Source organism: Acidovorax sp. 100 (assembly GCF_003688355.1).
GTDB lineage: Bacteria > Pseudomonadota > Gammaproteobacteria > Burkholderiales > Burkholderiaceae_C > Acidovorax > Acidovorax delafieldii.
Window position 1 is genome coordinate 4,073,073 of the sequence record NZ_REFD01000001.1, and the last position, 24,083, is coordinate 4,097,155.

Below are 24,083 nucleotides of genomic sequence, written 5' to 3' on the forward strand. Positions count from 1 at the left end.
CAGCCCATGCACCGCGTCACCGCCCACCAGCCTTATCCCCTGTTCAACACGGCCGCCACACGCCGCCTGGAAAAAGCGGCGGCAGCCGCCCTGCCCCCGCACACGCTCATGCAGCGCGCCGGCCTAGCCGCCGCGCAACTGGCCCAGGCGCTGGCACCCCACGCACGCACCGTGTGGATTGCCTGCGGCCCCGGTAACAACGGGGGTGACGGGTTGGAGGCTGCCATGCACCTGCAGCGCGGTGGCCGCAGAGTGGTCGTGACCTGGCTGGGCCAGCCCGATACGGCCCCGGCGGATGCCAGGGCCTCCTGGCAGCGCGCACGGGATGCGGGCGTATCCTGGGCAGACACTGCCCCCGACGATCTGGGGGCCAACGACCTGTGCATTGATGCGCTACTGGGCATTGGCGTCTCTTCGTCACCCCACAGCCCCGCACGCGCGCCCGACGCAAGGCTCAGAGCATGTCTGCAAGCCCTGCACCGCAGCCCGGCCCCCGTGCTGGCCGTGGACCTGCCCAGCGGGCTGGACGCGGACACCGGCCAGTTTGCCGCAGGCCTGGCGCCCGACACCCCACCCCACCTGCACCACCAAGCGCCCCCGCCACGCCACACGCTGAGTCTGCTCACCCTCAAGCCCGGCCTGTTCAGCGCCGCCGGGCGGGACGCAGCAGGCCAGGTCTGGCTGGATGATCTGGGCGTAGAACCCGGGCACGAGCCGCCCAACGCCTGGCTCTCCGGCCCCGCCCTGCCCGCCCGCCGCTCCCATGCGAGTCACAAGGGCAGCTATGGCGACGTGGCCGTGGTGGGTGGCGAAGGACTGGCAGCGCGGGGCATGGGCATGGCGGGCGCCGCATTGCTGGCCGCTTCGGCCACTCTGCACAGCGGCGCGGGCCGGGTGCTGGTGGCCCTGCTGGACGATGGGCATCTGCAACTGGACCTGCAGCAGCCCGAGTTGATGTTCCGCCGCTTTGACGCCCTCGCGCTCGAACAGCTCACCGTGGTCTGCGGCTGTGGCGGCGGGCAGGCCATCTCACGCGCGCTGCCCGAGGTCATCACCCGCGCGGCCCGACTGGTGCTGGATGCCGACGCGCTCAACACCATCGCCACCCAGGCCGCACTGCACGCGCTGGTGGTGGCACGCGGACAGCACGGGCAACCCACGGTGCTCACACCGCACCCGCTGGAGGCTGCGCGCCTGCTGGGCCTGACCACAGCCGAGGTCCAGGCCCACCGGTTGGATGCCGCGCAGCAACTGGCCAACCAGTTCAACTGCGTGGCCGTGCTCAAGGGCTCGGGCACCGTGATCGCTGCACCCGACCGCGTCCCGGCCATCAACCCCACGGGCAATGCGCGGCTGGCCACGGCGGGTACGGGCGATGTGCTGGCAGGCATGGTGGGCGCCCACCTGGCCGGCGGTGCCAGCGCCTTGCGCGCGGCGAGTGAAGCGGTGTACCAGCATGGCCAGGCGGCTGATGATTGGCCAGTGCGCCAGGCGCTGACGGCCAGTGCGCTGGCGCGGCGCGTGGGCGGAAGCTGAGCCTCAGGCCAGCAAGGTCACCTTCTTGAGCGGCTTGAGCACGCTCGACGGTGTCATGCCAAAGGTCTGCCGGAACATGCGGCTGAAGTGTGCCGAATCAGAAAACTCGCCATGTAGCGCCGCGTCGGTCAGGCGCGGGCTGACCGCCAGCCCCGCCATCGCCAACCGCACCTGGGACCAGACCCGATAGGTGCGCAAGCTCACGCCCATCTCGGCGCGAAACAGGTGGTTGAAACGCGATGCCGAAAGCTGTACGCCCGAGGCCAAGTCACCCCGCGCCACCCGCCCCGCCTGCGGATGGCGCAGCACATGCAGGCTGCGGACGACGCGTGGGTCGAGCGGCGCCACCTCGCTATCGAGCGGGCACCGCAGCAAGGCGGGCAGATCGAAGTGATGCAGATAACCCTCCATGGCACTGCGCGCACCCACAGGGACTGCGACGTCCACCACCACACCCCCCTCTTGCCCGAACAGCCCCCGCAGGCCGCGCGCCTGCGCCGAATCCGGCTCCAGATACACCAGCGCCACCACTTCACCACAGGGGTCGAACAGGTGCTCCACCCCGGCATCGACCAACGCGCTGTGGCAGGTCTCCACACGCCCTGCCCCCCAGTGCACCGCAAACCGGCCCGAGAGCCCCATCAGCAGCACCGGCGATGCATGGCAGTGCCAGCCCGTGGCCGGGATCTCTCCGACGTAGAGCGCGCGGTCAGTGCCCAGGGTCAGTGTGTTGCGTGCCGGCATAGCCCAAACCTACAAGTTTTTTTACCGAAATCTCCGTAGTCTCGCTTCTCCTGCCAGGGGGCCTGCCGGTGTGCAAGCAGGGCCCCTGACGTGTACGCAGCCATATCCCTGGAGAACGCTTCTTGAAACGCATCGCTATTTCTGTTGCAACGGCACTGGTACTGGGCACAGCCGGCCTCTACTACGGGGCCCCTTCACTGTTCAAAGAGCCCCTGCTCAGGGCCAATCGCCATCTGTCTGGCCTGGAAGAAAAAACCACCAACGCGGCGATGCACACCATCCACTACCTGGACAACGGCACGCCCCCAAACCCCGCGCTGGCCGTCGGCAGTGGAGCAGATGCTGGAACGCCCATTGTTCTGCTGCACGGCATTTTTGCGGAGAAGGACCATTGGGTCGATTTTGCGCGCCCCCTCACCGGCCAGTACCGGGTGATTGCCCCAGATATCGCGGGCTTTGGCGAAAGCACGCGGCGCGATGACCAAGCCTACGACTATGCGGCCCACGTGACGCGCCTCGCCGCGTTTCTGGACGCACTCGGCTTGGCGCAAGTGCATCTGGCTGGCAACTCGATGGGTGGCACGATCGCAGCGCTCTTTGCCCTGCGGTACCCCGAGCGCGTAGCCAGCGTGGCCTTCATCGGCGCGCCCCACGGCATACGCTCGCCCCAGCCCAGCACCATGGACCGCCTCATCGACGCCGGGCAACGCCCGCTGGTGGCCCACGATGCCACCGCCTTCAAAGCGATGATGGAGTTGGTGTTTGAAAAGCGCCCCTTCCTGCCCTACCCCATCTTGCATGCCTCCGAGCAGGACGCGCTGCGCAACGCTGCATCCAACACCCGCCTGTGGGACGCGCAGCTGAAAGACCGCTATCTGCTGGAACAACACCTGGGCCGCCTGCAGCAGCACCCCACCCTGGTCCTGTGGGGCGACAGCGACCGCGTGTTCGACCGAAGCGGCCTTCAAACAGTGCAGAAGCTGCTTCCGCAGGCACACATCGCCGCGCTGCCTGGCATTGGGCACCTACCCATGATGGAAACCCCCACCGACACGGCACAACGGTATGCGCGCTTTGTGGAGCAATCGAGCGCCCCTCAAGCCGCCAAGCATGCACATTTCAATAAAAAATAGCCGCAAGCGCATGTTCTATATGCGCTAGCAGCTATTAATTAGATAGCAATGGTGAGGCGAGCTGGAGGGCCTTGGCCCACCAGCTCGACGACCTCAGCCGCGGCGTGGCTTGCGCGCTTTGCCTTTGCTGGACTTACCCGCCACCGCCTTCTTGACCGATGCTTTGAGCGACTGGATCGGCGAACGCGCGGCCCGCTCGCGGGTCAGGCCGGCCTGCTCGGTGGCAGATGGACCTGCGGCCTTGTCGGCCTTGCGTCCGCCGGACCGACCACCCGCCTTGCGGGCGCCACCACCAGTCCCCTCGGTGCCCACGCCCTTGTCCTTGAGCGCGCGGCCCAGCAGCTCCTCGCCTTCGCGCACCAGGCGGAAGTCGATCTTGCGCCCGTCCAGATCCACCCGGCTCACCTGCACCCGCACCCGCGCGCCGATGGCGTAGCGGATACCGGTGCGCTCGCCGCGCAGCTCCTGGCGCGCCTCGTCGAACTTGAAGTATTCGCCGCCCAATTCGGTGATGTGCACCAGCCCCTCGACGTACATCGCGTCCAGCGTCACGAAGATGCCGAAGCTCGTCGCAGCACTGACCACGCCACTGTATTCCTCGCCCAGGTGCTCGCGCATGTACTTGCACTTGAGCCAGGCTTCCACATCGCGGCTGGCCTCGTCGGCGCGGCGCTCGTTGGCACTGCAGTGCAGGCCGGCGGCCTCCCAGGCCTGGGTATCGCGGCTTGGCGGTTTCACATCCTTGCGTGGCTTGGTGCCAGGTGCAGCCACGCGGGCCGCCAGCCGTTTGGCCAGCTTGGCATGGGCTTCGCCGGGTGTGGGCAAGGACGGCAGCGCGTACTTCGTCTTGCTCAGGATGGCCTTGATGACCCGATGCACCAGCAAGTCGGGATACCGACGAATGGGGCTGGTGAAATGGGTGTAGGCATCGAACGCCAGGCCGAAGTGGCCGCTGTTGATGGGCGTGTAGATGGCCTGCTGCATGGAGCGCAGCAGCATGGTGTGGATCTGCTGTGCGTCGGGCCGATCCTTGGTCGCCGTAGCAATCGCCTGGAAGTCGCCCGGCTTGGGATCGTCGCCAATCGTCATGCCCACAGCCATGGCCTTGAGGTAGTTGCGCAGGATCTCCTGCTTCTCGGGCGTAGGGCCTTCGTGCACGCGGAACAGGCCCGGCTGGCCACCCTGTGCAATGAAGTCGGCGCTGCACACGTTGGCGGCCAGCATGGCCTCCTCGATGAGCTTGTGCGCGTCGTTGCGGGTGCGCGGCACGATCTTTTCGATGCGGCCGTTTTCGTCACACACAATTTGCGTCTCGGTGGTCTCGAAGTCCACGGCGCCGCGCGCCTGGCGCGCGATGAGCAGCGCGCGGTATACGTCATGCAGGTTGAGCAGGTCCTTGACGCGGTCCTTGCGCTTGCTGGCTTCCGGGCCGCGCGTATTGGCCAAGATGGCTGCGACCTCGGTGTACGTGAAGCGCGCGTGGCTGAACATCACGGCTGGATAGAACTGGTATGCGTGCACCTCGCCCTTGGCGGTGACCAGCATGTCGCAGACCATGCACAGGCGCTCCACCTCGGGGTTGAGCGAGCAGAGCCCGTTGCTGAGCTTCTCGGGCAGCATGGGGATCACGCGGCGCGGAAAGTACACGCTGGTAGCACGGTCGTAGGCATCGATGTCGATGGCGCTGCCCGTTTCCACATAGTGGCTCACGTCGGCAATCGCCACCAGCAGACGCCAGCCCTTGCTGCGGCCGACCTTGGCGGGCTCGCAGTACACGGCATCGTCGAAGTCGCGCGCGTCTTCGCCGTCGATGGTGACCAATGGCACGTCGGTCAGGTCCACGCGGCGTTTCTTGTCCTGCGCGCGCACCTTGTCGGGCAGCTCCTTGGCCTGGGCGAGACACTCGGCAGAGAACTCGTGTGGCACGCCGTACTTGCGCACCGCGATCTCAATCTCCATGCCAGGGTCGTCCACTTCGCCGAGCACTTCGGTGATACGCCCCACAGGCTGGCCGAACAGGGCCGGAGGTTCTGTCAGCTCAACCACCACGACCTGCCCGGGCTTCGCGGCGCCCGTGGCGCCCTTGGGGATCAGTACATCCTGGCCATAGCGCTTGTCTTCGGGAGCCACGAGCCACACACCACTTTCCTGCAGCAGCCGGCCGATGATGGGCTGGGGTGGACGTTCGATGATTTCCACAACGCGACCTTCGGGACGGCCACGGCGGTCCTGGCGCACGATGCGCACGCGCACACGGTCCTTGTGCAGGACTGCGCGCATTTCGTTCGGGGGAATATAGATGTCGCCTTCGCCATCGTCGCGGATGACGAAACCGTGTCCATCACGGTGCCCTTGCACGCTGCCTTCGATCTCTTGCGACAAATGTGTGGCTGGCTGCGTGCCGGGGGTGGATTTTTTGTTATACAATCTTAGTCTTTCCTGAAATGCCCAGGTGGCGGAATTGGTAGACGCACTAGTTTCAGGTACTAGCGAGTAACATCGTGGAGGTTCGAGTCCTCTCCTGGGCACCAAGTTTAACGAGAACCAGCGTTGGTTTTCAAAATATCGAAGCCGCTGTACACCCAGCGGCTTTTTTATTTGCTGAGATGTTTTGCGTGCTCTGCTGCGGCCAAAGATTTTTGAGCCGACGGCACATTTTTTTGAAAACTCTTCAGAAGCCCGAATTTCTTGTCCTATAATTCAAGGCTGATCTGAAAGCCCAGGTGGCGGAATTGGTAGACGCACTAGTTTCAGGTACTAGCGAGTAACATCGTGGAGGTTCGAGTCCTCTCCTGGGCACCAAACATATAAAAAGCCGTTGCATCCGCAACGGCTTTTTTGTTTTCAAACCATCAAAGCAAAGAAAAAAACGAGACCGCCAGCGGTCTCGTTTTTCGTTCTGTCTGCTGCCCTGAGAGTACACGCGCCGCGGCGCGCGCCCCAGCCCTTCAACTACTTGCGCAGCAGCGTCTTGAGCACGTTCTGCAAACGGCGTGCGTTCGCCGCATCGCTATTGCTCGCCAGCACGCGCGCCACATCCTGACCCCAGGTCTGGGTGGGCGCAGGGTCGTTGCGGCGCGTCAGCAACTGCAGTTGCAACATCCGCCGCGCAGCAATGTGCTCGGCAGGCGTTGGGGCCTCGGCCGCCATTTCAAGGCGCAGCAGCGCTTCTGCCGCATCGCCCTTGGGCGCAGCCGACAATGCCTGTGTCCAGGCACTGCGCACCGACGCCGTCACACCCGAACCCAAATCTTGCGTGCCGGGGACCAGCGCAGCATCGCGCTTTTCCCATGCGGTCAACAGCTGGGTCAAGGCTTCGCCGTGGGCCTGTGCAGCCAACTTCTTCAGAGCCAGCTGCGCGTGCTCCATCGCCTCGCGCTGAGCACGGAATGCCGTGTCCCCCAAGCGAGGGCCACGGTCCTCGAAGGCTGGACGATCACCAAAACGACCTCCCCGGTCAGCGCGATCGCCCATGCGGCCATCAGTGCGTGGGCCGCGGGCACCGTCACGGTCGCCAGGACGACCATCGCGGCGGTCACCCGGTCGCGCACCACGGCCGGGGGCCACCGGAGCGTCTTTCTTCATGCCAGGGCGGTCATCCCCACGCACCGCCACAACAGGTCTTGCGACAGGCTTGGGGGCTGCAGGTGCCGGCGCAGGCGCGGCTGCAGCGGTGTCACCACCCTCCGCAGCCTCGGCAGAGGCCTCCGCTCCAATTTCAGTAGCAGCTGGAGCAGCCGGAGCAGCGTTTGTCTGCGCTTCAGCATGCGACTGGGCATCCTTGTTGGCCGTGGCGACCGCTTCAGCCGCCTGGGCCTGGCCGCGCAATGCAGCCTCCAGCGCCTGCATCGCAGCACGGATCTGCTGCGCATCACCCGTGGCGTTGGCAGCCTCCAGCGCCTTGGAGGCATCCAGCACGACGCGGTCTCGCGCACTCAGCTCGGTGACAGCACGATCACGATCCGCCGATTTGCGGTTGAACGCTTCGTCAATGGGCTTTCGGAAAGCGTCCCACAGCTTTTGCTCGTGCTTGCGGTCTAGCGGCACGGTCTGTGCCTCAGCCTGCCAGCGCTGTTGCAACGCCTTGACGGCATCGATGCGCAAAGCGGGTGCCGCGCCCAAGGCTGTGGCCTCGTCGATCATCGCGTGGCGACGCGCCAGGCTTTCCTTCTGTGCGGCCTCCAGGGGGGCCGCGGCCAGGGCAATGGCCTGTTTCCACAGGGGCTGCAGCTCTGCAAAAATCTTCTCGCCCACATGCCCGCCTTCGCGCCAGCGGTCGCCGAACTGATACAGCGAGCGGTTGATGGCCTTCCAGTCGCCCGATGCAGCGTGTTCTTGCGCCCAGGCCTTGACCTCCTCGATCAGCGCCAGGCGCTGAGCCTTGTGCTCGGCCGCTTCAGCGCGGATCTTGTCCAGCCAGGCCTCGACCACCTTGTGCGCCGCGTTGCAGGCTTCATCAAACTTCTTCCACAGGGCGTGGTTAGGCGCACCACCCTGGTCTGCCTGCTTCCACTGGTCTCGCAGATTGCGCAGGGTCTCCTGCATCTTGCGGCCACCCAGGGCCTGGCCCTCGGGGCGGTTGAGCAGCGCTTCGGCCTTGGCCACCAGGTCTTCACGCACCTGGTCGGCACTCCAGCGTTGCCAGCCTTCCAGCTCACCGGCAGCCACCAGCGCCGTGTGCACCTGCTGCTCCAGGGCATTGTCAATGTGTTTGCCATGCACCTTGAGCACGGCGCGCAGCGCAGCCGCTGCGCCAGCGCTGGCCTTGCCATGGCCTTCAGCGGTTTCTTTTTCGAGCGTTGCCAAAGCATCGCGCACCAGTTGGTGCGCTTTTTCGATCACCTCTGGCGCCACCTTGGGTTTGGCGACACGGGCTGGCTTGCTGGCCGCTGCTGAAGCAGCCGCAGCGGCGGCGGCCTCCGTGGGCAGGCCACGGGCAGCGCGCAATTCGTCCGCCCACACCGGCACGGGAGGCAGGGGCGCGGAGACATCTTCTGCCGCTGCAGCCGCCTGGGCGACTGCGGGCTGAAAAGCCTCCCACACCACCAGCAACTGGGTGCGAGAGGCATCCAGCAAAGGGGGGAACCGCGCTTCGACGCTCGCCCAGCTCGCATCGCCCGTGAGCTCCTGGGCCTGCTCCTGCCAGCGCGCGACATCGGCGCGCAGCAGCTCCAGCGCAGCATGGGCATCACGCCAGGGTTTGGTGGAGAGCACTTCAATGCGCTGCGCCAGCAGCACAGCGGCCTCGCGCTGCACCTGCACGCGGTGCTGCAGGTCTTCAATGACCTTCACACGGTCCGCCAGCTGCACCTTGAGCAGCGACAGCGGCTCGCGCGACAGAGGCGCACCCGCCTTGGCGGCATCCCGCTGCCAGGCCAGGGCATCTGCAATATTGAGCTTGGGGGCCGCCAGCAGTGCCTGGGCCTTGTCCGCCCATTCGGCCGCAATAGCCTCTTGCCCCTTGGCACGGCGGATTTCGTCCAGCCGTTCGCGCACGGCGCGGGCTGCGCCCTTGTCACGTCCGCTCAACTCCTTGAACACCTCCTGCAGCTGCTCAGGCGCTGGCTGCGTGGCCAGCCAGTCACGGATGCGGGAAGCGCGCTCACCCGACGTAGCGGCAGAAAAAGCGCCGCCGGTCAGCGCATCGAGCGGGTGCGGCTCGTGGGTTTTGGCCGGGGCCAGATTCACTTCAGGTGCGTCGGACATTTTGCTGCGGGAAAAAAATGGAAACATGGATCCAATGGATTACGAAGGCATCCCTGGCGCAGGGCCTGGGGCCGTGCCCGAGCGACCGCACCATGCGCACGCCAGGGCAACGAAAGGGCTATTTTCACCGGATTGGGCCAACAAGCCGTGGCGGGGAGCATCGTCCACACCAGCCAGGTGATCTGGCACAAGGCTTTGCGAGGCAGGCCGCCCCGCTGATGGACCTCTGCGAGAACGCCGCGCGACACTCCGGGCGAAGGGTCGCCGCTCTAGGGAACAGCCCCCATTATCTATATATAAGACAGCGCCGCCCACCCACAAGGCGAAGCACCAATAAGAAAGCCCGACGAGCAGTGCCTGAAGGGCCTGCCCGCCGGGCTTGACGGCTGACACAACGGTCTTTGCCATCGGTCGCGATGCGGAGAGAAAGGTCCGCATGGCGAGGAGGCAAGGTATTGCCTCCAGGGGTTGCCATGGAAGCGGCATCTGCTGCACCTTGGCACTGAATGCCCTCGGAGGGAGACTTCGCTTCGTCTGGCGATGCCTGAAATCTACAGGCGCCTCCACCTTATCAAACTCACGCGGCCAACTCAAATCGGATTCTCAATGGCGGAGAAAAGACCGATTGAATTTGACATGGAGATGTCAGCCACCACCGGCCCACCCACAGCGCTGAACAGCCCCTGACCCCACAAAAACTGTGATTTTTCACATGTTTTTCATAATTTTTATGTCTTAAAAATAGTTTTGTTAGTATTGACTATGCATTTAGTGAGCTTCTAGAATCCGCCAGCCCCAAAAACAGGGCTAGTACAAACCCCAATCGCTGCCGAACCCGGCTAAGTCAACCCAGGGCGCCAAGCACTCCACAGACGTGCAGCCCGGACTTGATGGCGTACCAATCCAGGCGATCTGCCAGCAAAGCACAGTCCCCCGCGACTGCCCCGCTCCACTGGCCCGCTTCAGAAAGGAAGAGCTATGACAGCGTCAGGAAAAATAGTCTCCGGCGTGCGAACCTTCGCGGCCGACGTGACCGAAGGTTTTCTTGAAATCACCCACAACAGCTTCGCCCTCATCGGCTTGGCCGTTGCCTTTGTCGTCATTGCCCTCACTGCACGGCCGGATCTGCGCCAGGCTGGTGAAGAGCAACTGATGAACTGGCTGCAAGCCCGTCAGGTTGAAATGCTGGGCATGCCCATCGAACCGGAAGCCAGCGAGCGCGCTACGGCGGTGAACCCCAAGGACCTGCCCAAGGAGCAGGCAGCCGTGGCCTTCTGGCTCAGCAAAAAGTACCGCGTAGCGCCTGAGCCCCTGAGCGCTCTGGTGGCCGAGGCCTACGAGATTGGTACCCGCGCCAAGATCGACCCCACCCTGATCCTGGCCATCATGGCCATTGAGTCGAGCTTCAACCCGTTTGCCGAAAGCGCCGTGGGCGCACAGGGGCTCATGCAGGTGATGACCCGCGTGCACACAGACAAGTACCAGAACTTTGGCGGTCACTTTGCAGCCTTTGACCCGGTGAGCAACCTGCGGGTCGGTGTGAAGGTGCTGCAGGAATGCATCGCTCGCGCTGGCTCGCTCGAAGGCGGCCTGCGCTTTTATGTGGGTGCAGGCAACATGGCCGACGACGGAGGCTATGCCGCCAAGGTGATGGCGGAACATTTGCGCCTGCGCCAGGTGGCCGGCGGTCGCGCAGTGCCTTTCAATCCTCCACCCTCCTTGTCTACCCAGGCTCCCGTGCAGAGCATCCCCGCAGCGGTGCCCCGCACCACAGCCCCTGCAGCAGCCAGCGACAAGGTGGCTTTGCTGACACCTGGCCTGTAACCCTGCAGGCTCCCGGCACCCAGGCAACGACCCTGGCGCCCAGCGGTTCGGACGGTGCAGCACCGGCGCCGTGTCGGCTACACTAACGGGGTACGCGACTGGCGATAGGCGCAGCATCCAGCCACTGGATGTTGCCGCTGACGTGGAAACCAGCAAGAACCTACTTCTTGTGAACCACTGGGAAGCGTGCCGCAGGGGCCCTGCCCCATGCGTTCAGCCGTTCGCCTGGGCAGCCCTTGTTTCAAGGGACACAAGTTCATAGGACTGCCAATCATGTACGACCGCAAAATTCTTGTCGAACAAACCGACCCCGAGCTGTTTGCTGCCATCCAGGCGGAGAACGCGCGCCAAGAGCACCACATCGAGCTGATCGCCAGCGAGAACTACGCCTCCCCCGCCGTGATGTGGGCGCAGGGCACCCAGCTGACCAACAAATACGCAGAAGGCTACCCCGGCAAGCGCTACTACGGTGGCTGCGAGCATGTGGACGTGGCCGAGCAACTGGCCATCGACCGGGTCAAGCAGCTGTTCGGCGCAGAAGCCGCCAACGTGCAGCCTCACTGCGGCGCATCGGCCAACGAGGCCGTGTTCCTGGCCTTCTTGAAGCCCGGCGACACCATCATGGGCATGAGCCTGGCCGAAGGCGGCCACCTGACGCACGGCATGCCGCTGAACATGTCTGGCAAGTGGTTCAACGTGGTGTCCTATGGTCTGGATGCCAACGAAGCCATCGACTACGAAGCGATGGAGAAAAAGGCGCACGAGACCAAGCCCAAGCTGATCATCGCCGGTGCCTCGGCCTACAGCCTGCACATTGACTTCGCACGTTTTGCCAAGGTAGCCAAGGACGTGGGCGCGATCTTCATGGTGGACATGGCCCACTATGCCGGCCTGATTGCCGCCGGTGTATACCCCAACCCCGTGCCCCACGCCGACGTGGTCACATCCACTACGCACAAGAGCCTGCGCGGTCCCCGTGGCGGCATCATCCTGATGAAGGCACAGCACGAGAAGGCCATCAACAGCGCCATCTTCCCCGGCCTGCAAGGCGGCCCGCTGATGCACGTGATCGCTGCCAAGGCCGTAGCCTTCAAGGAAGCGCTGCAGCCCGAGTTCAAGGCCTACCAGGAGCAAGTGGCCAAGAACGCCAAGGTCGTGGCGGAGACGCTGACCGCACGCGGCCTGCGCATCGTGTCCGGCGGCACGCAAAGCCACGTGATGCTGGTGGACCTGCGCGCCAAGGGCATTACCGGCAAGGAAGCGGAGGCCGTGTTGGGCGCCGCCCACATGACCATCAACAAGAACGCGATCCCCAACGACCCTGAAAAGCCGATGGTGACCAGCGGCGTGCGCATTGGCACCCCCGCCATGACGACGCGTGGCTTTAAGGAAGAAGAAGCCCGCATCACGGCCAACCTGATTGCCGATGTGCTGGACAACCCCCGCGACGAAGCCAACATCGCCGCCGTGCGTGCCAAGGTCAACGCCCTGACCGCTCGTTTCCCGGTCTACCGTTAAGCAACAAGCCGGTCCTCAGCGCCCATGAAGTGCCCCTTCTGCAGCCACCTCGAAACGCAAGTTGTTGAAACGCGGGTGTCTGAGGATGGGGTCTTCATCCGCCGCCGCCGCCAGTGCGGCGCGTGCGACAAGCGCTTCACCACCTACGAGCGGCCGGAAGTGAACTTCCCGGCCATCGTCAAAAAAGACGGTCGGCGCATTGAATACGACCGCAGCAAGCTGCTGGGCTCTTTCAACCTGGCGTTGCGCAAGCGCCCGGTCAGCACCGACCAGATCGACAGCGCCATCGAGCGCATCGAAGAAAAGCTGCTCAACCTGGGCCAGCGCGAAGTGATCTCCAGCCGCATTGGTGAGTTGGTGATGCGCGAGCTCAAGAAGCTCGACAAGGTGGCTTACATCCGCTTTGCCAGCGTGTACCGCAGCTTTGAAGACATCGACGACTTTCGCGCCATGGTGGATGAGGTGCGCAAGTAGTCACGCGCGCCCCAGGGTGGCCGTCACGCGGATGACCGCCCCTGCTACCTTGTCTGGCCAATGCAGAGCGCGGCACCGTTGGCACACATTGCGCACTCCCAGGTTCGGCCATGGCTCCTGCGCATGTCGCGCAAGCTACTCTGCAATTGCTACCAATTTGATAGCTATCACAGCATGATGGACTAGCGCTTCAAGCAGTTTTTGCATCAAAACTGCCATCCAACACTCCGGCAAGCACTGCGCAGGTGCCTGACAATGCGCGCGGTGAAAACCCGCCATTTCCTGCAGCTGGTGCTGCTGTCTGCCCTGTGGGGCGCTTCCTTTTTGTTCATCCGCATCGCCAGCCCGGTACTGGGTCCGAATGTGATGGCCGCGCTGCGCATTGGGCTGGCCACTCTCACGCTGATCGGCATCATGCGCTGGGTGGATGAGCCCTGGCCCTGGCGCCACTGGCGGGAACTGCTGGGGCTGGGTGCGCTGACGGTGGCAGCGCCTTTTCTGCTGTACGCCTGGGCGGCACTGCACCTGCCTGCGGGCTACAGCTCTCTGCTCAACACCATGGCCGTGCCGTTTGGCGTGATCGCCGCCGCCTGGATGAAGGAAGACACGCTGAGCACGCGCAAATGGGCGGGCTGCCTCTGCGGCTTTGCAGGGGTGGCGCTGATCGTGCAGCTGGGGCCTGTGGCGCCCACCTCGGCGGTACTGCTTGCGGCAGGCGCGTGCGTGACCGCTGCGGCGTGCTACGGCCTGTCTCTCACCTGGATGAAGCGGGCGACCACCCGCATGTCACCGCTGTCGATCGCGGCCGGTATCCACGCTGCTGCCCTGGTGCTGCTGCTGCCCGGGGCGGCCTGGACATTGCCCACCGCACGTTTCACTCCCGAGGCGCTGGCCGCCGTAGCCGTGATGGGCATCGTGACCTCGGGGCTCGCCTACTGGCTCAACCTGCGGGTCCTCAAACATGTCTCGCCCGTGGCCGCCATGAGTTCCGCCTTCATGATCCCGCTGTTCGGCGTGGCCTGGGGCCATATCTTTCTGGGCGAGGCACTGGGGCCGGGCATGCTCTGGGGCGGCGCGCTGGTGCTGGTGGCGACCGGGCTGGTCACCGGCTTCAACCCGCTGCAATGGCTGGGCGCGCTGCGCCGCACAGACGACTAAGCGGCGGACTCCCCCACCCAGCGTGCACCCAACGCCTTTGGTGCTCCTCAGCGCGCGGCAGGCGCAACGCGGGTGATGCGGTGGGTAGCGGGTGGTGCCACCGGGCTCTGCAGCCGGAAGTACGCCTCCAGCGCATCCAGGTCCAGCTCACCCACGCGCCGGTCCTGGCCTTGCGTCAGCACCGTGAAGTTGTCACCGCCGCTGTCCAGAAAGCTGCTCATCACCACACGCACGGACTGCATGTCTGTCACTGGCGCACCATTCAGCACCATGTGGCTGATGCGCGCCCCGGCGGGCTGGCTCAGGTCGTAGCGGTAACTGAACCCGCTGGACACCGACAGCACCCGGGGCCGCTGCACGGTGTTGCCACCGCTGGCGAACTGCTGCTCCAGCACCGCGCGGATCTGCGCACCCGTGAAGGTCTTGATCACCAGCTGGTTGCCAAAAGGCTGCACCGCATACAGCTGGCCGTAACGCACCAGCCCTTGCTCATCCGGCACCAGGTCAGCGCGCAGGCCGCCCGGGTTCATGAAGGACAGCTGCGCACCACCATCCGCAGGCGCTCGTGTGGCCAGCAGCTGGGCGTCCGCCACCAGATTGCCCAGCACGCTCTCCAGCGCCGCGTTGGGCTGGCGGCGCATGGCCCCTTGGGCCTGCCCCACTGGACGCTGGGCCAGCGGAATGGCGGCAGCGCGGTAGGTGTCGATGATCTTTTGCACGCCGGGATCCGCAGGGAACGTCGGCACGGCCGTGGTCAGCGGCACCGGCCCCTGGGCGCCCGTGAAGGCCTCGCCCTGCACCACCACATTGCGCGCCGTCTTGCTCACCACACGGCGGGTCTGCGTATCCACGCGCAGCTGGATGTCGGTGAGCAGCGTGCCGTACTGGCCTGCGCTGGTCAGCAAAAACGGCTTGGCCGGGTTCACGCGGCTGTAGTCGCACACATAGGCCTGGTGCGTGTGGCCCGAGACCACCACATCCACGGCCGGGTCCAGGCGCTCCAAGATGGGCACGATGTCGCCCGACAGACCTGCGCAGCTGGTCTCCTGCACGCCCGCCGTGGTGCCCCCGCCTTCATGGATGGCCACCACAATCACATCGGCGCCTTGGGCCTTGAGCTGAGGGATCAGCGCGTTGGCCGTGGCCGCCTCGTCCTCAAAACGCAGCCCAGCGACCCCGGACGGGCTGACCATGGTCGGTGTGGCTTGCAGCGTGAGGCCGATAAACCCCATGGTGACGGTGACACCGCCTTCGGTAAACCGCTTGAGCCCCGTGGCGGGTAGCAGGGTGCGCCCGTCTTCACGCACCGTGTTGGCCGCCAGCAGGCCAAATTGGGCGCCTTCAAAAGGTTTGCTGATGCGGCAAGGCTCGCGCGAGGTGAATTTCTCGCAGCCACCGTTCTGCAGCCGCAGTAGCTCTCGCCAGCCCCGGTCAAACTCGTGGTTGCCGACCGCGTTGAAGTCGATCTGCATGCGGTTGACGGCCTCGATGGTGGGCTCGTCCAGGAACAGCGACGACACCAGCGGCGAGGCGCCCACCATGTCACCCGCCGACACCACCGCATGGTGCGGCGACTGGGCCTTGAGGGCGGCCATGGCACTGGCGAAGTACGCCATGCCCCCGGCAGGTGCCAGCACCGGGCCTGTGGGCCCCTGCACCCGATGCGCCATGTGGGGCGGCTCCAGGTTGCCGTGCAGGTCGTTGAAGCCGATGAGGGTGATGTCGATGTGGGCCGGCGCGCTACCCGCCGCAGGGGCGGTGGACGCAATGCCGCTACAGCCAGCCAGCCACAGCGGCACCGCCAAGGCGGCCAGCGCCCTGCGGTAAAAGGCCCGGAACAAGCGGTTGCTCATACAGAGGCACCGCCCTGGGGACGGTGGGAGTTGGTGTTACAGAAACGAGGCCTGGATCGGCGGCACAGGCGGCACCACATCGCCGCATTGGGCACGGTGACGCAGGGCGTGCTCCATCACCACCAGCGCCAGCAGCGCCTCGGCAATCGGCGCGGCGCGAATGCCCACGCAGGGGTCGTGGCGGCCCTTGGTGATCACCTCGGTGCTCTTGCCGTGGATATCGATGGACTCGCGCGGGCTGATGATGGAGCTGGTGGGCTTGATCGCAATGCTCACCTCCAGGTCTTGCCCCGTGCTGATGCCGCCCAGCACGCCACCGGCGTTGTTGGTGCGAAAACCCTGCGGCGTCATCGAATCGCCGTGCATGGTGCCCCGGTGGGCCACGCTGGCAAAGCCCGCGCCAATCTCCACGCCCTTCACCGCATTCAAGCCCATCATCGCGTGGGCGATGTCGGCGTCGAGCTTGTCATACAGCGGCTCGCCCAGGCCCACCGGCACGCCCGTGGCCTGCACACGGATGCGGGCACCGCACGAGTCACCGGCCTTGCGCAGGGCGTCCATGTAGTCCTCGTACTGCTGCACGTCGGCCACGGGGGCAAAGAAGGGGTTGGCGCGTACGTGATCCCAGCTCTCGAACGGGATGGGCAGCTCGCCCAGCTGCGTCATGCAGGCGCGGAACTGGGCGCCATACTGCTGCGCCAACCACTTCTTGGCCACGGCGCCTGCGGCCACCGTGGGCGCCGTCAGGCGGGCCGACGAGCGGCCGCCACCGCGTGGGTCGCGGATGCCGTACTTGTGCCAGTAGGTGTAGTCGGCATGGCCGGGGCGAAAGCTCTCGGCGATGTTGCTGTAGTCCTTACTGCGCTGGTCGGTGTTGCGGATCAGCAGGGCGATGGGGGTGCCGGTGGTCTTGCCCTCGTACACGCCAGAGAGGATCTCCACCGCGTCGGGCTCGTTGCGCTGCGTGACGTGGCGGCTGGTGCCAGGGCGGCGCCGGTCCAAGTCGGCCTGGATGTCAGCCTCGGTGAGCGGCATGCCGGGCGGGCAGCCGTCGATCACGCAGCCAATGGCCGGGCCGTGGGATTCACCAAAGTTGGTGACTGCGAATAGGGTACCGATGGTGTTGCCGCTCATGGGGCGGGATTATTCCAGACACGCAGCACCAAGGACGGAAGTGCCAAGCCCTTTTCCCAATTGGCGAATGCTCCAGCCAACGATATAGTGAACCGGAGAGCAAGATGGGAGGCCACCATTGATCCAAGTCTTCGCAGCGTCGCAGTACGCAAAACGGCTTCTGGCACGCGCGTCGCTAGCCTTGGCGGCGCTGGCGGCCTCCGCGCAGGCCAACGCACCTCTGGACGTGCGCATTGCTTTGGTGATAGGCAATTCGGCCTATTCTGGTTCTGCAGCCCTGTCGAATCCCGCCAATGATGCAAAGGCCATGTCGGAACAACTGCGCAAGCTGGGTTTCCAGGTGCTTGAGTTGCGCGATGGATCTCGCAGCCAGATGACGGAGGCCATTGAAGATGCGCGCAAGCGGCTTCACGGCAGGAGCGGCGTGGGCATGCTGTATTACGCGGGGCACGGAGTCCAGATTGACTGGCGCAACTACATGGTGCCTGTCGACGCACGTCCTAGAAGCCAAACTGAAGTCGTGGCACAGGCGGTCGATGTGGAATCTGTGATCAACGCTTTCAAGCAGGCGGGCAACCGCGTCAATATCCTGGTACTCGATGCCTGCCGCAACAACCCCTTCGAAGGTACGGCGTCTGTCAAGGGGCTGGCGCAGCTCGATGCTGTGCCAGGGACGTTTCTCGCCTACGCCACCGCGCCAGGCAATGTCGCGGACGATGGAGAAGGCGAGAACGGCCTGTACACAGGTTACCTGCTGCAGGAAATGGCCAAGCCCATCTCCCGCATCGAGGATGTGTTCAAACGCGTGCGCCTGCAGGTACGGCAAAAGAGCCGTGGCAACCAGATTCCATGGGAGAGCACAAGTCTGGAGGAAGACTTTGTCTTCAATGATGGTCGGGGCGCAGGCTCGGTGGTTGCCGTCGCGCCCCCGCCCAAGCCCCGGCCAGAAGAGCGCGACCAGATATTTCTCCGCGAAAAAGTGGAGTGGGACCGCATCAAGCAGTCACACAACCCGGACGATTTCTACGCATTTTTGCAAGCCTACCCCTCTGGCGCGATCAGTGAAGCCGCTCAGAGCCGGCTCAACCAGATATCCCAGCCTTTGGTCACGGCAACTCCCGTACAGGGGCGCCACTCTGTGCAGCGAGATGTGCAGGTCGGCGACGAGATCGAGTACGTTTACCGGGACTATCTCACCAACCTGGAGACACGCCGGGAAACACTCCGTGTCACATCGATCAAGGATGGCCTCGTCGAAATCAACAACGGCAAGCAAATCGTGACCCTCGCGGGGGGCACCGTCCGCAATGACATGGGCATCGACTTTGACCCTCCCCTCCAGTCACTGCCCGCCGATGAGTTTCAGATCGGAAAAAAATGGGTCAGCCGGTCGCAAGAAACAATGCCCAAAAACATCCAGACGCCGATTGGCGACGTGGGATGGGTAGAGCAGGAAATGAAAGTGGCAGCCTACGAACAAATCACCGTGCCGGCGGGCACGATGTACGCCTACCGCATCGAGGCCAGCTTGCGGTCATACAGGGGGCTGTCTGGAAAAGTCACCTATTGGGTTGATAGCCGCGGAACCATCGCAAAGTACGTCCGACGGGCCAAAGTCAGTTTGCACAACGGGATGACACGGGACAACAGTTGGACGCGGGAAGTAGTACGCATCCACAAGCCACGGTAGTTCGGATTCCATGCTCCTGAAAAGGTACCTGCCGGTCAACTGCCGAATGGTCCGTAAAAATCCACGCGGCGTTCAAGGCCCTCTGGAACAACCGATCTTCCGCGCCCCCATCACGAATACGTGGTGCGGCAAAAGGACAGCTTCACAAGCAGGACGGTTGGACACATCCTGCTTGGCAGGGCCATGGGTGCTTGCTAGCATCCAGCATCGATTTTTGGGACATTCATGCCCGCTTTAATGCCGCCTCTTCCGGGTCCAGCATCGCCGACCTGTACCTCCGCGCCCGCGGCCCTGGCAGACGCCCCCCTTCGCCGCGCACTGGACGCCAGCGACAACGCGGTGGTGATGACCAACAGCTCCAAGCGTGTGGTGTATATCAATGAAGGATTCACGCGGTTGTTTGGCTACCAGCCCGCCGAGGTGCTGGGCAGGCACCTGAGCGAGGTCTTGCTCGGCCCCCACTCCGATCCGGACCTGCTCGAAAGCATCCGGGGCAATGTGCTGACCAAAGGCAGTTTTCGCACGGATACCCTGCTTTACAGCAAGACGGGGCAACCACGCTGGGTGTCCTTGGTGATCAATGCGTCCGACGAAAGCTCCGGCGGACCGGGGGGCAGCATTTCGATCCTGACCGACATCACGCTCACCAAGATGCACGAGGTCCTGCAGACGCATGTGCTGGAGGGCATGGTCAACGAGTTGCCCCTGCCCGAGCTGATGGCCCTGGTCTGCCGCGAGGTCGAACGCATCGCGCCCGAGGTCACCGCCACCATCCTGACGGTGGATGCCCAGGGCCGGCTGCGCCCGCTGGCGGCGCCCAGCCTGCCACCCACCATCAGTCATGCGCTGGACGAACTGGCGATTGGCCCCACGGCCGGGTCGTGTGGCACCGCGGCCTTCCGCAACGCGCCCGTGGTGGTCACCGACATGGCCACAGACCCACTCTGGGACGACTACCGCGACCTGTTTGCCGACAGCGGTTTGCGCGCCTGCTGGTCCAGTCCCATTCGCGACCACCGGGGCCAGCCGATCGGCACCTTTGCGTTTTATTTTCGCGAGCCCCGCGCACCCGATGCACTGCACCGCCGCCTGGTGGATGTGTGCCTGCACCTGTGCGCACTGGCCATCGAACGCAACAGCACGCACGAGCGCATCCACCAGCTCGCGTTTTTTGACGTGCTGACCGGGCTGCCCAACCGGGCCTTGTTTCGCAGCAGCGGGGAGCGCGCACTGGCCGACCTGCAGCGAGGGCGCCACACAGGCGCCCTGCTGTTCCTGGACCTGGACCGGTTCAAGCAGGTCAACGACACCCAGGGGCACGCCGCAGGCGATGCGCTGCTGAGCGAGGTGGCCCAGCGCCTCACACAAGGCCTGCGCGCGCGCGACCTGATCGCGCGCCTGTCGGGCGACGAATTTGTGCTGCTGCTCTCCGAATGCACCACCGAACAGGCTGTACAAAGTGCCCACCGCGTGCTGCACGACATTGCCCAGCCGCTGGACATCTTCGGGCAGACCCATGTGCCCCACGCGAGCATCGGCATTGCGATGTTTCCGAACGATGGAGACACCATCGACACCCTGCTGCGCCATGCCGACCAGGCCATGCACCAGGCCAAAAGCGACCATCGCCACAGCCTGCAGCTTTTCAGCGCCGAGATGAACCGCCGTGCCCAGGAGCGCGCCTCGCTGGAGCGCGCGCTGCAGCAGGCGCTGTCCGACCGCAGCCTCACGCTGCACTACCAGCCGCAGGTTCTCAGCAGTTCCCCCGGCACCTTGCACGGTGTGGAGGCTCTGGCGCGCTGGAACCACCCGCAGTGGGGCATGGTGCCGCCGTCGCAGTTCATCCCCGTGGCCGAGGACGCCGGGCTGATCCATGAGCTGACCCTGTGGCTGCTGGACGAAGCCTGCCGCCAGCTGGCGGCCTGGCGCGCTGCAGGCCACGACGTGCCCTGCGTGGCCATCAACCTGTCGGGCCGCAGCTTCCACCGGCCGGAGTTTGCGCAGGAGATCAGCGATGCGCTGCAGCGCCATGGCCTGCGCGCCAGCGATGTGCTGCTGGAGATCACGGAGAGCGTGATGATGGATGCGCGGCCCGTCACGCTGCAGAACATCGAGGCCCTGCACCACCAGGGCTTCAAGCTGTCGCTGGATGACTTCGGCACCGGCTATTCCAGCCTGAGCTACCTGCACCGCTTGCCCATCAGCGAGCTCAAGCTCGACATGGCTTTTGTGCAGGACCTCACCACCAGCGCCACGGCGCGCGCCCTCACGGTGTCGGTGCTGAGCATTGCGCACAGCCTGGGCATGGTGGTGGTGGCCGAGGGGGTGGAGACCACCGGCCAGCAGCAGTGGCTGCAGGCTCACGGCTGCCCGGTCATGCAGGGCTACCTATTCGGCAAGCCGCTACCACCCGATGAGATCGAGGCCTGGCTCTGCGCCCAGGCGCCTCGCCCCTATCGCTGACTTGGCTAGAGGCACATCTGTGCCGTCACGCCGGGGCGTGGGCCTCGCGCCCCGCCCACAACCTCAGGTACGGGGTTCTTCTTCCGGCCAATCGCGGATGTAGGCTTTGAGCATCTTGTTCTCGAAGTTCTGGCTGTCCACCACGGCCTTGGCCACGTCATAGAAGCTGATCACGCCCATCAGCATGCGGCGGTCCATCACGGGCATGTAGCGTGCGTGGCGGTCCAGCATCATGCGGCGCACTTCGTCCATGTCGGTTTCGAGCGTGCAGGTCAGGGGCGCATCGTCCATGGCCGTGCGCACCAGCATCGTGCCCACGCTGCCGCCGTTCTTGACCAGCGCCTGGATCACTTCGCGGAAGGTGAGCATGCCCACCAGGTCGCCATGCTCCATCACCACCAGCGAGCCAATGTCGCGCTCTGCCATCAGGCTCACGGCACCCGCCAGCGGCTCGTCCGGCGATGCGGTGTAGAGGGTGTTGCCTTTGACGCGAAGGATGTCGCTGACTTTCATGGTGCGGAGTCTCCGGGGGATCGGGAAGAATCGGTAAGAGTATGTGTGGGCCCGCACACACCAGCACATCCGCTGGGGTTGCCCAGGTGCTGCAGGCTGTTTGTCAGCAAATATAGCCCACAATGCCCGCCTGCATTGACAACATGGGAGACACACAGATGCCCGGTTACTCCGACCCCGGCTTTGACACGCTGGCGCTGCACGCAGGCGCCAGCCCCGACCCCGCCACCGGCGCGCGCGCCGTGCCCATCCACCTGACCACCTCGTTCGTCTTCGAGTCGAGCGACCACGCCGCGTCCCTCTTCAACCTGGAGCGCGGCGGCCATGTGTACAGCCGCATCAGCAACCCCACCAACGCGGTGCTGGAGCAGCGCGTGGCCGCCCTGGAAGGCGGCGTGGGCGCCATTGCCACCGCCAGCGGCCAGGCTGCATTGCACCTGGCGATTGCCACATTGATGGGCGCGGGCAGCCACATCGTCGCCAGCACGGCGCTATACGGCGGTTCGCAGAACCTGCTGCACTACACGCTGTCGCGCTTCGGCATCGAGACCACGTTTGTGAAGCCCGGCGATATCGACGGCTGGCGCGCCGCTGTGCGCTCCAACACCAAGCTGTTTTTTGGCGAAACCGTGGGCAACCCCGGCCTGGATGTGCTGGACATCCCTACCGTATCCTCTATCGCCCATGAAGCGGGCGTGCCGCTGCTGGTGGATTCCACCCTCACCTCGCCCTGGCTCATCAAGCCTTTTGAACATGGAGCGGATCTGGTCTACCACTCGGCCACCAAATTCCTCTCGGGCCACGGCACGGTGGTGGGGGGCATCGTGGTGGACGGAGGCAGCTTTGACTGGGACGGCCCAAAGTCGGCCGGCAAATTTGCCGAACTCACGCAGCCGTACGACGGCTTTCACAACATGGTGTTCACCGAAGAGAGCACCGTAGGCGCCTTTCTGCTGCGCGCGCGGCGCGAGGGCCTGCGCGACTTTGGCGCCTGCATGAGCCCGCACACCGCCTGGCTCATCCTGCAAGGCATCGAGACCCTGCCGCTGCGCATGGCACAGCACATGCGCAACACCGAGAAGGTGGTGGAGTTTCTGGCGGCGCAGCCGTTTGTGTCGCGCGTGGGCCACCCGTTGCTGGAGTCTCACCCCAGCCACGCCTTGGCGCAAAAGCTGCTGCCACGCGGTGCGGGCTCAGTGTTCAGCTTTGACATCAAGGGCAACCGCGAGCAGGGCAAGAAATTCATCGAAACCCTCAAGGTCTTCAGCCACCTGGCCAACGTGGGCGACTGCCGCAGCCTGGTGATCCACCCGGCCAGCACCACGCATTTCCGCATGAGCGACGAAGCGCTGGCGGGCGCAGGCATCAGCCAGGGCACGATCCGCCTGTCCATCGGCCTCGAAGATGCCGACGACCTCATTGACGACCTGAAACGCGCGCTCAAAGCCGCAGAAAAGGCGGGGGCCTGACCATGCACATCCAAGTCAACGGTGCCGCCATCTACTGCTACACCGGCGGCAAGGCATTTGATGCCGCCAAACCGACCGTGGTGTTCATCCATGGCGTGCTCAACGACCACAGCGTGTGGGCACTGCAAAGCCGCTACATGGCCAACCACGGCTGGAACGTTCTGGCCATCGACCTGCCCGGCCACTGCCGCAGTGGCGGCGATGCCCCCGCCACGGTGGAGCAAGGCGCGGACTTCATCGGCGCGCTGCTGGATGCCGCGGGCGTGCAGCGCGCGGCGCTGGTAGGCCACAGCTGGGGCTCCCTCATCGCCATGGAAGCCGCTGCGCGCCTGAAGGACCGCATCAGCCACCTGGTGCTGGTGGGCACCGCCTTCCCGATGAAGGTATCGCCCGCACTCATCGAGGCCTCGCAGACCGACCCGGAGAAGGCGATGCGCATGGTCAACGTGTTCTCGCGCAGCACCCTGTCTGCGCCCCCGTCGGCCCTGGGCCCGGGCACCTGGGTGTTTGGTGCAGGCATGGCGCTGGGGCGCAAGGTGCTGCGCAGCAACACGGCAGTCAACGTGTTCCACCGGGGATTTGTGGCCTGTGATAGCTATGCCGGTGGAGAAGCGGCCATGGCGCAACTGACCTGCCCCGTGCTGTTTGCGCTGGGCAGCCAGGACCAGATGACGGCGCCCAAGGCCGCACAGGGACTCGTCAAGGCCGCCCAGGCGGCGGGCAAGCAGGTGCAGATCGCACATCTGCCCGTGGGGCACAACCAGATGACCGAGGCGCCTGAAGAGACACTGGCCGCCATCCGGGACTTCCTGGCCCGGTGACTCCCAAACCCCGGCGCGCTGGCAGGCCCGCCGGGGCTTTCAGAACC

General features: G+C 64.9%; 16 protein-coding genes, 2 tRNA genes and 1 riboswitch. Of the genes, 12 read left to right on the forward strand and 6 right to left on the reverse strand.

From position 1 onward, the window contains the following. The first annotated feature begins 6 nt into the window (after nucleotides 1–6). Nucleotides 7–1,536 carry an NAD(P)H-hydrate dehydratase gene (locus tag C8C96_RS18700; RefSeq protein ID WP_121943266.1) on the forward strand — a complete coding sequence of 510 codons (1,530 nt, stop codon included), beginning with the start codon at nucleotides 7–9 and terminating at the stop codon, nucleotides 1,534–1,536. A gap of 3 nt (nucleotides 1,537–1,539) precedes the next feature. Here the strand turns inward: C8C96_RS18700 and C8C96_RS18705 are convergent, their stop codons facing one another. After that, nucleotides 1,540–2,280, reverse strand: a complete 741-nt coding sequence (locus C8C96_RS18705) for an AraC family transcriptional regulator (protein WP_121943267.1) — start codon at nucleotides 2,278–2,280, stop codon at nucleotides 1,540–1,542. A gap of 122 nt (nucleotides 2,281–2,402) precedes the next feature. Between C8C96_RS18705 and C8C96_RS18710 the strand changes: the two genes are divergently transcribed. Next, on the forward strand, nucleotides 2,403–3,413 hold the full coding sequence (locus tag C8C96_RS18710; protein ID WP_121943268.1) for an alpha/beta fold hydrolase: 1,011 nt from the start codon (nucleotides 2,403–2,405) through the stop codon (nucleotides 3,411–3,413). Nucleotides 3,414–3,506: 93 nt separating this feature from the next. On the opposite strand, the gene rnr is transcribed toward C8C96_RS18710, so the two are convergent. Continuing rightward, nucleotides 3,507–5,840: a ribonuclease R gene (gene rnr, locus C8C96_RS18715; RefSeq protein WP_121943269.1), complete on the reverse strand. Its 2,334-nt coding sequence runs from the start codon at nucleotides 5,838–5,840 to the stop codon at nucleotides 3,507–3,509. A gap of 19 nt (nucleotides 5,841–5,859) precedes the next feature. Between rnr and C8C96_RS18720 the strand changes: the two genes are divergently transcribed. Both C8C96_RS18720 and C8C96_RS18725 read left to right on the forward strand, forming a co-directional pair. Next, nucleotides 5,860–5,944: transfer RNA gene (locus C8C96_RS18720), tRNA-Leu, on the forward strand. Nucleotides 5,945–6,130: 186 nt separating this feature from the next. Beyond that, nucleotides 6,131–6,215 (forward strand) — tRNA-Leu (locus C8C96_RS18725). A gap of 150 nt (nucleotides 6,216–6,365) precedes the next feature. On the opposite strand, the gene C8C96_RS18730 is transcribed toward C8C96_RS18725, so the two are convergent. Then, nucleotides 6,366–9,146 carry a DUF349 domain-containing protein gene (locus tag C8C96_RS18730; protein ID WP_121943270.1) on the reverse strand — a complete coding sequence of 927 codons (2,781 nt, stop codon included), beginning with the start codon at nucleotides 9,144–9,146 and terminating at the stop codon, nucleotides 6,366–6,368. Nucleotides 9,147–10,097: 951 nt separating this feature from the next. On the opposite strand from C8C96_RS18730, the gene C8C96_RS18735 reads away from it, so the two are divergent. The 4 genes from C8C96_RS18735 (at nucleotide 10,098) to C8C96_RS18750 (ending at nucleotide 14,093) form a co-directional block, all read left to right on the forward strand. After that, nucleotides 10,098–10,943, forward strand: a complete 846-nt coding sequence (locus C8C96_RS18735) for a lytic transglycosylase domain-containing protein (RefSeq protein ID WP_056743637.1) — start codon at nucleotides 10,098–10,100, stop codon at nucleotides 10,941–10,943. A gap of 84 nt (nucleotides 10,944–11,027) precedes the next feature. Further along, nucleotides 11,028–11,181: riboswitch (ZMP/ZTP riboswitch) on the forward strand. A 35-nt stretch (nucleotides 11,182–11,216) separates the two neighbouring features. Then, a complete protein-coding gene (gene glyA / locus C8C96_RS18740; protein ID WP_056067170.1) occupies nucleotides 11,217–12,461 on the forward strand; it encodes a serine hydroxymethyltransferase in 1,245 nt (414 codons plus the stop codon). A 24-nt stretch (nucleotides 12,462–12,485) separates the two neighbouring features. Then, nucleotides 12,486–12,935 carry a transcriptional regulator NrdR gene (nrdR, locus tag C8C96_RS18745; protein WP_015013541.1) on the forward strand — a complete coding sequence of 150 codons (450 nt, stop codon included), beginning with the start codon at nucleotides 12,486–12,488 and terminating at the stop codon, nucleotides 12,933–12,935. 255 nt (nucleotides 12,936–13,190) lie between these two features. Then, a complete protein-coding gene (locus tag C8C96_RS18750) occupies nucleotides 13,191–14,093 on the forward strand; it encodes a DMT family transporter (protein WP_121943271.1) in 903 nt (300 codons plus the stop codon). 47 nt (nucleotides 14,094–14,140) lie between these two features. Here the strand turns inward: C8C96_RS18750 and C8C96_RS18755 are convergent, their stop codons facing one another. Both C8C96_RS18755 and aroC read right to left on the reverse strand, forming a co-directional pair. Then, nucleotides 14,141–15,946 carry a bifunctional UDP-sugar hydrolase/5'-nucleotidase gene (locus C8C96_RS18755; RefSeq protein WP_121943272.1) on the reverse strand — a complete coding sequence of 602 codons (1,806 nt, stop codon included), beginning with the start codon at nucleotides 15,944–15,946 and terminating at the stop codon, nucleotides 14,141–14,143. Nucleotides 15,947–15,982: 36 nt separating this feature from the next. Further along, nucleotides 15,983–17,080, reverse strand: a complete 1,098-nt coding sequence (gene aroC / locus C8C96_RS18760; RefSeq protein ID WP_056067164.1) for a chorismate synthase — start codon at nucleotides 17,078–17,080, stop codon at nucleotides 15,983–15,985. A gap of 118 nt (nucleotides 17,081–17,198) precedes the next feature. On the opposite strand from aroC, the gene C8C96_RS18765 reads away from it, so the two are divergent. Together C8C96_RS18765 and C8C96_RS18770 are read left to right on the forward strand one after the other, a co-directional pair. Continuing rightward, nucleotides 17,199–18,770 carry a caspase family protein gene (locus C8C96_RS18765; RefSeq protein WP_121943273.1) on the forward strand — a complete coding sequence of 524 codons (1,572 nt, stop codon included), beginning with the start codon at nucleotides 17,199–17,201 and terminating at the stop codon, nucleotides 18,768–18,770. A 237-nt stretch (nucleotides 18,771–19,007) separates the two neighbouring features. Then, nucleotides 19,008–21,233 (forward strand): EAL domain-containing protein, encoded by a 2,226-nt coding sequence (locus C8C96_RS18770; RefSeq protein WP_121943274.1) that lies wholly within the window; start codon nucleotides 19,008–19,010, stop codon nucleotides 21,231–21,233. A 63-nt stretch (nucleotides 21,234–21,296) separates the two neighbouring features. Here the strand turns inward: C8C96_RS18770 and C8C96_RS18775 are convergent, their stop codons facing one another. Continuing rightward, nucleotides 21,297–21,746 carry a CBS domain-containing protein gene (locus tag C8C96_RS18775; protein WP_015013536.1) on the reverse strand — a complete coding sequence of 150 codons (450 nt, stop codon included), beginning with the start codon at nucleotides 21,744–21,746 and terminating at the stop codon, nucleotides 21,297–21,299. A gap of 158 nt (nucleotides 21,747–21,904) precedes the next feature. Here C8C96_RS18775 and C8C96_RS18780 point away from each other — a divergent pair, with 158 nt between their 5' ends. Both C8C96_RS18780 and C8C96_RS18785 read left to right on the forward strand, forming a co-directional pair. Then, the gene (locus C8C96_RS18780) at nucleotides 21,905–23,215 is read left to right on the forward strand and encodes an O-acetylhomoserine aminocarboxypropyltransferase (RefSeq protein WP_121944090.1); all 1,311 of its coding nucleotides are present in this window, start codon (nucleotides 21,905–21,907) and stop codon (nucleotides 23,213–23,215) included. Between the two features lie 2 nt (nucleotides 23,216–23,217). After that, nucleotides 23,218–24,036, forward strand: coding sequence for an alpha/beta fold hydrolase (locus C8C96_RS18785; RefSeq protein WP_008906693.1), 819 nt, complete (start codon nucleotides 23,218–23,220; stop codon nucleotides 24,034–24,036). The last annotated feature ends 47 nt before the right edge of the window (nucleotides 24,037–24,083 follow it).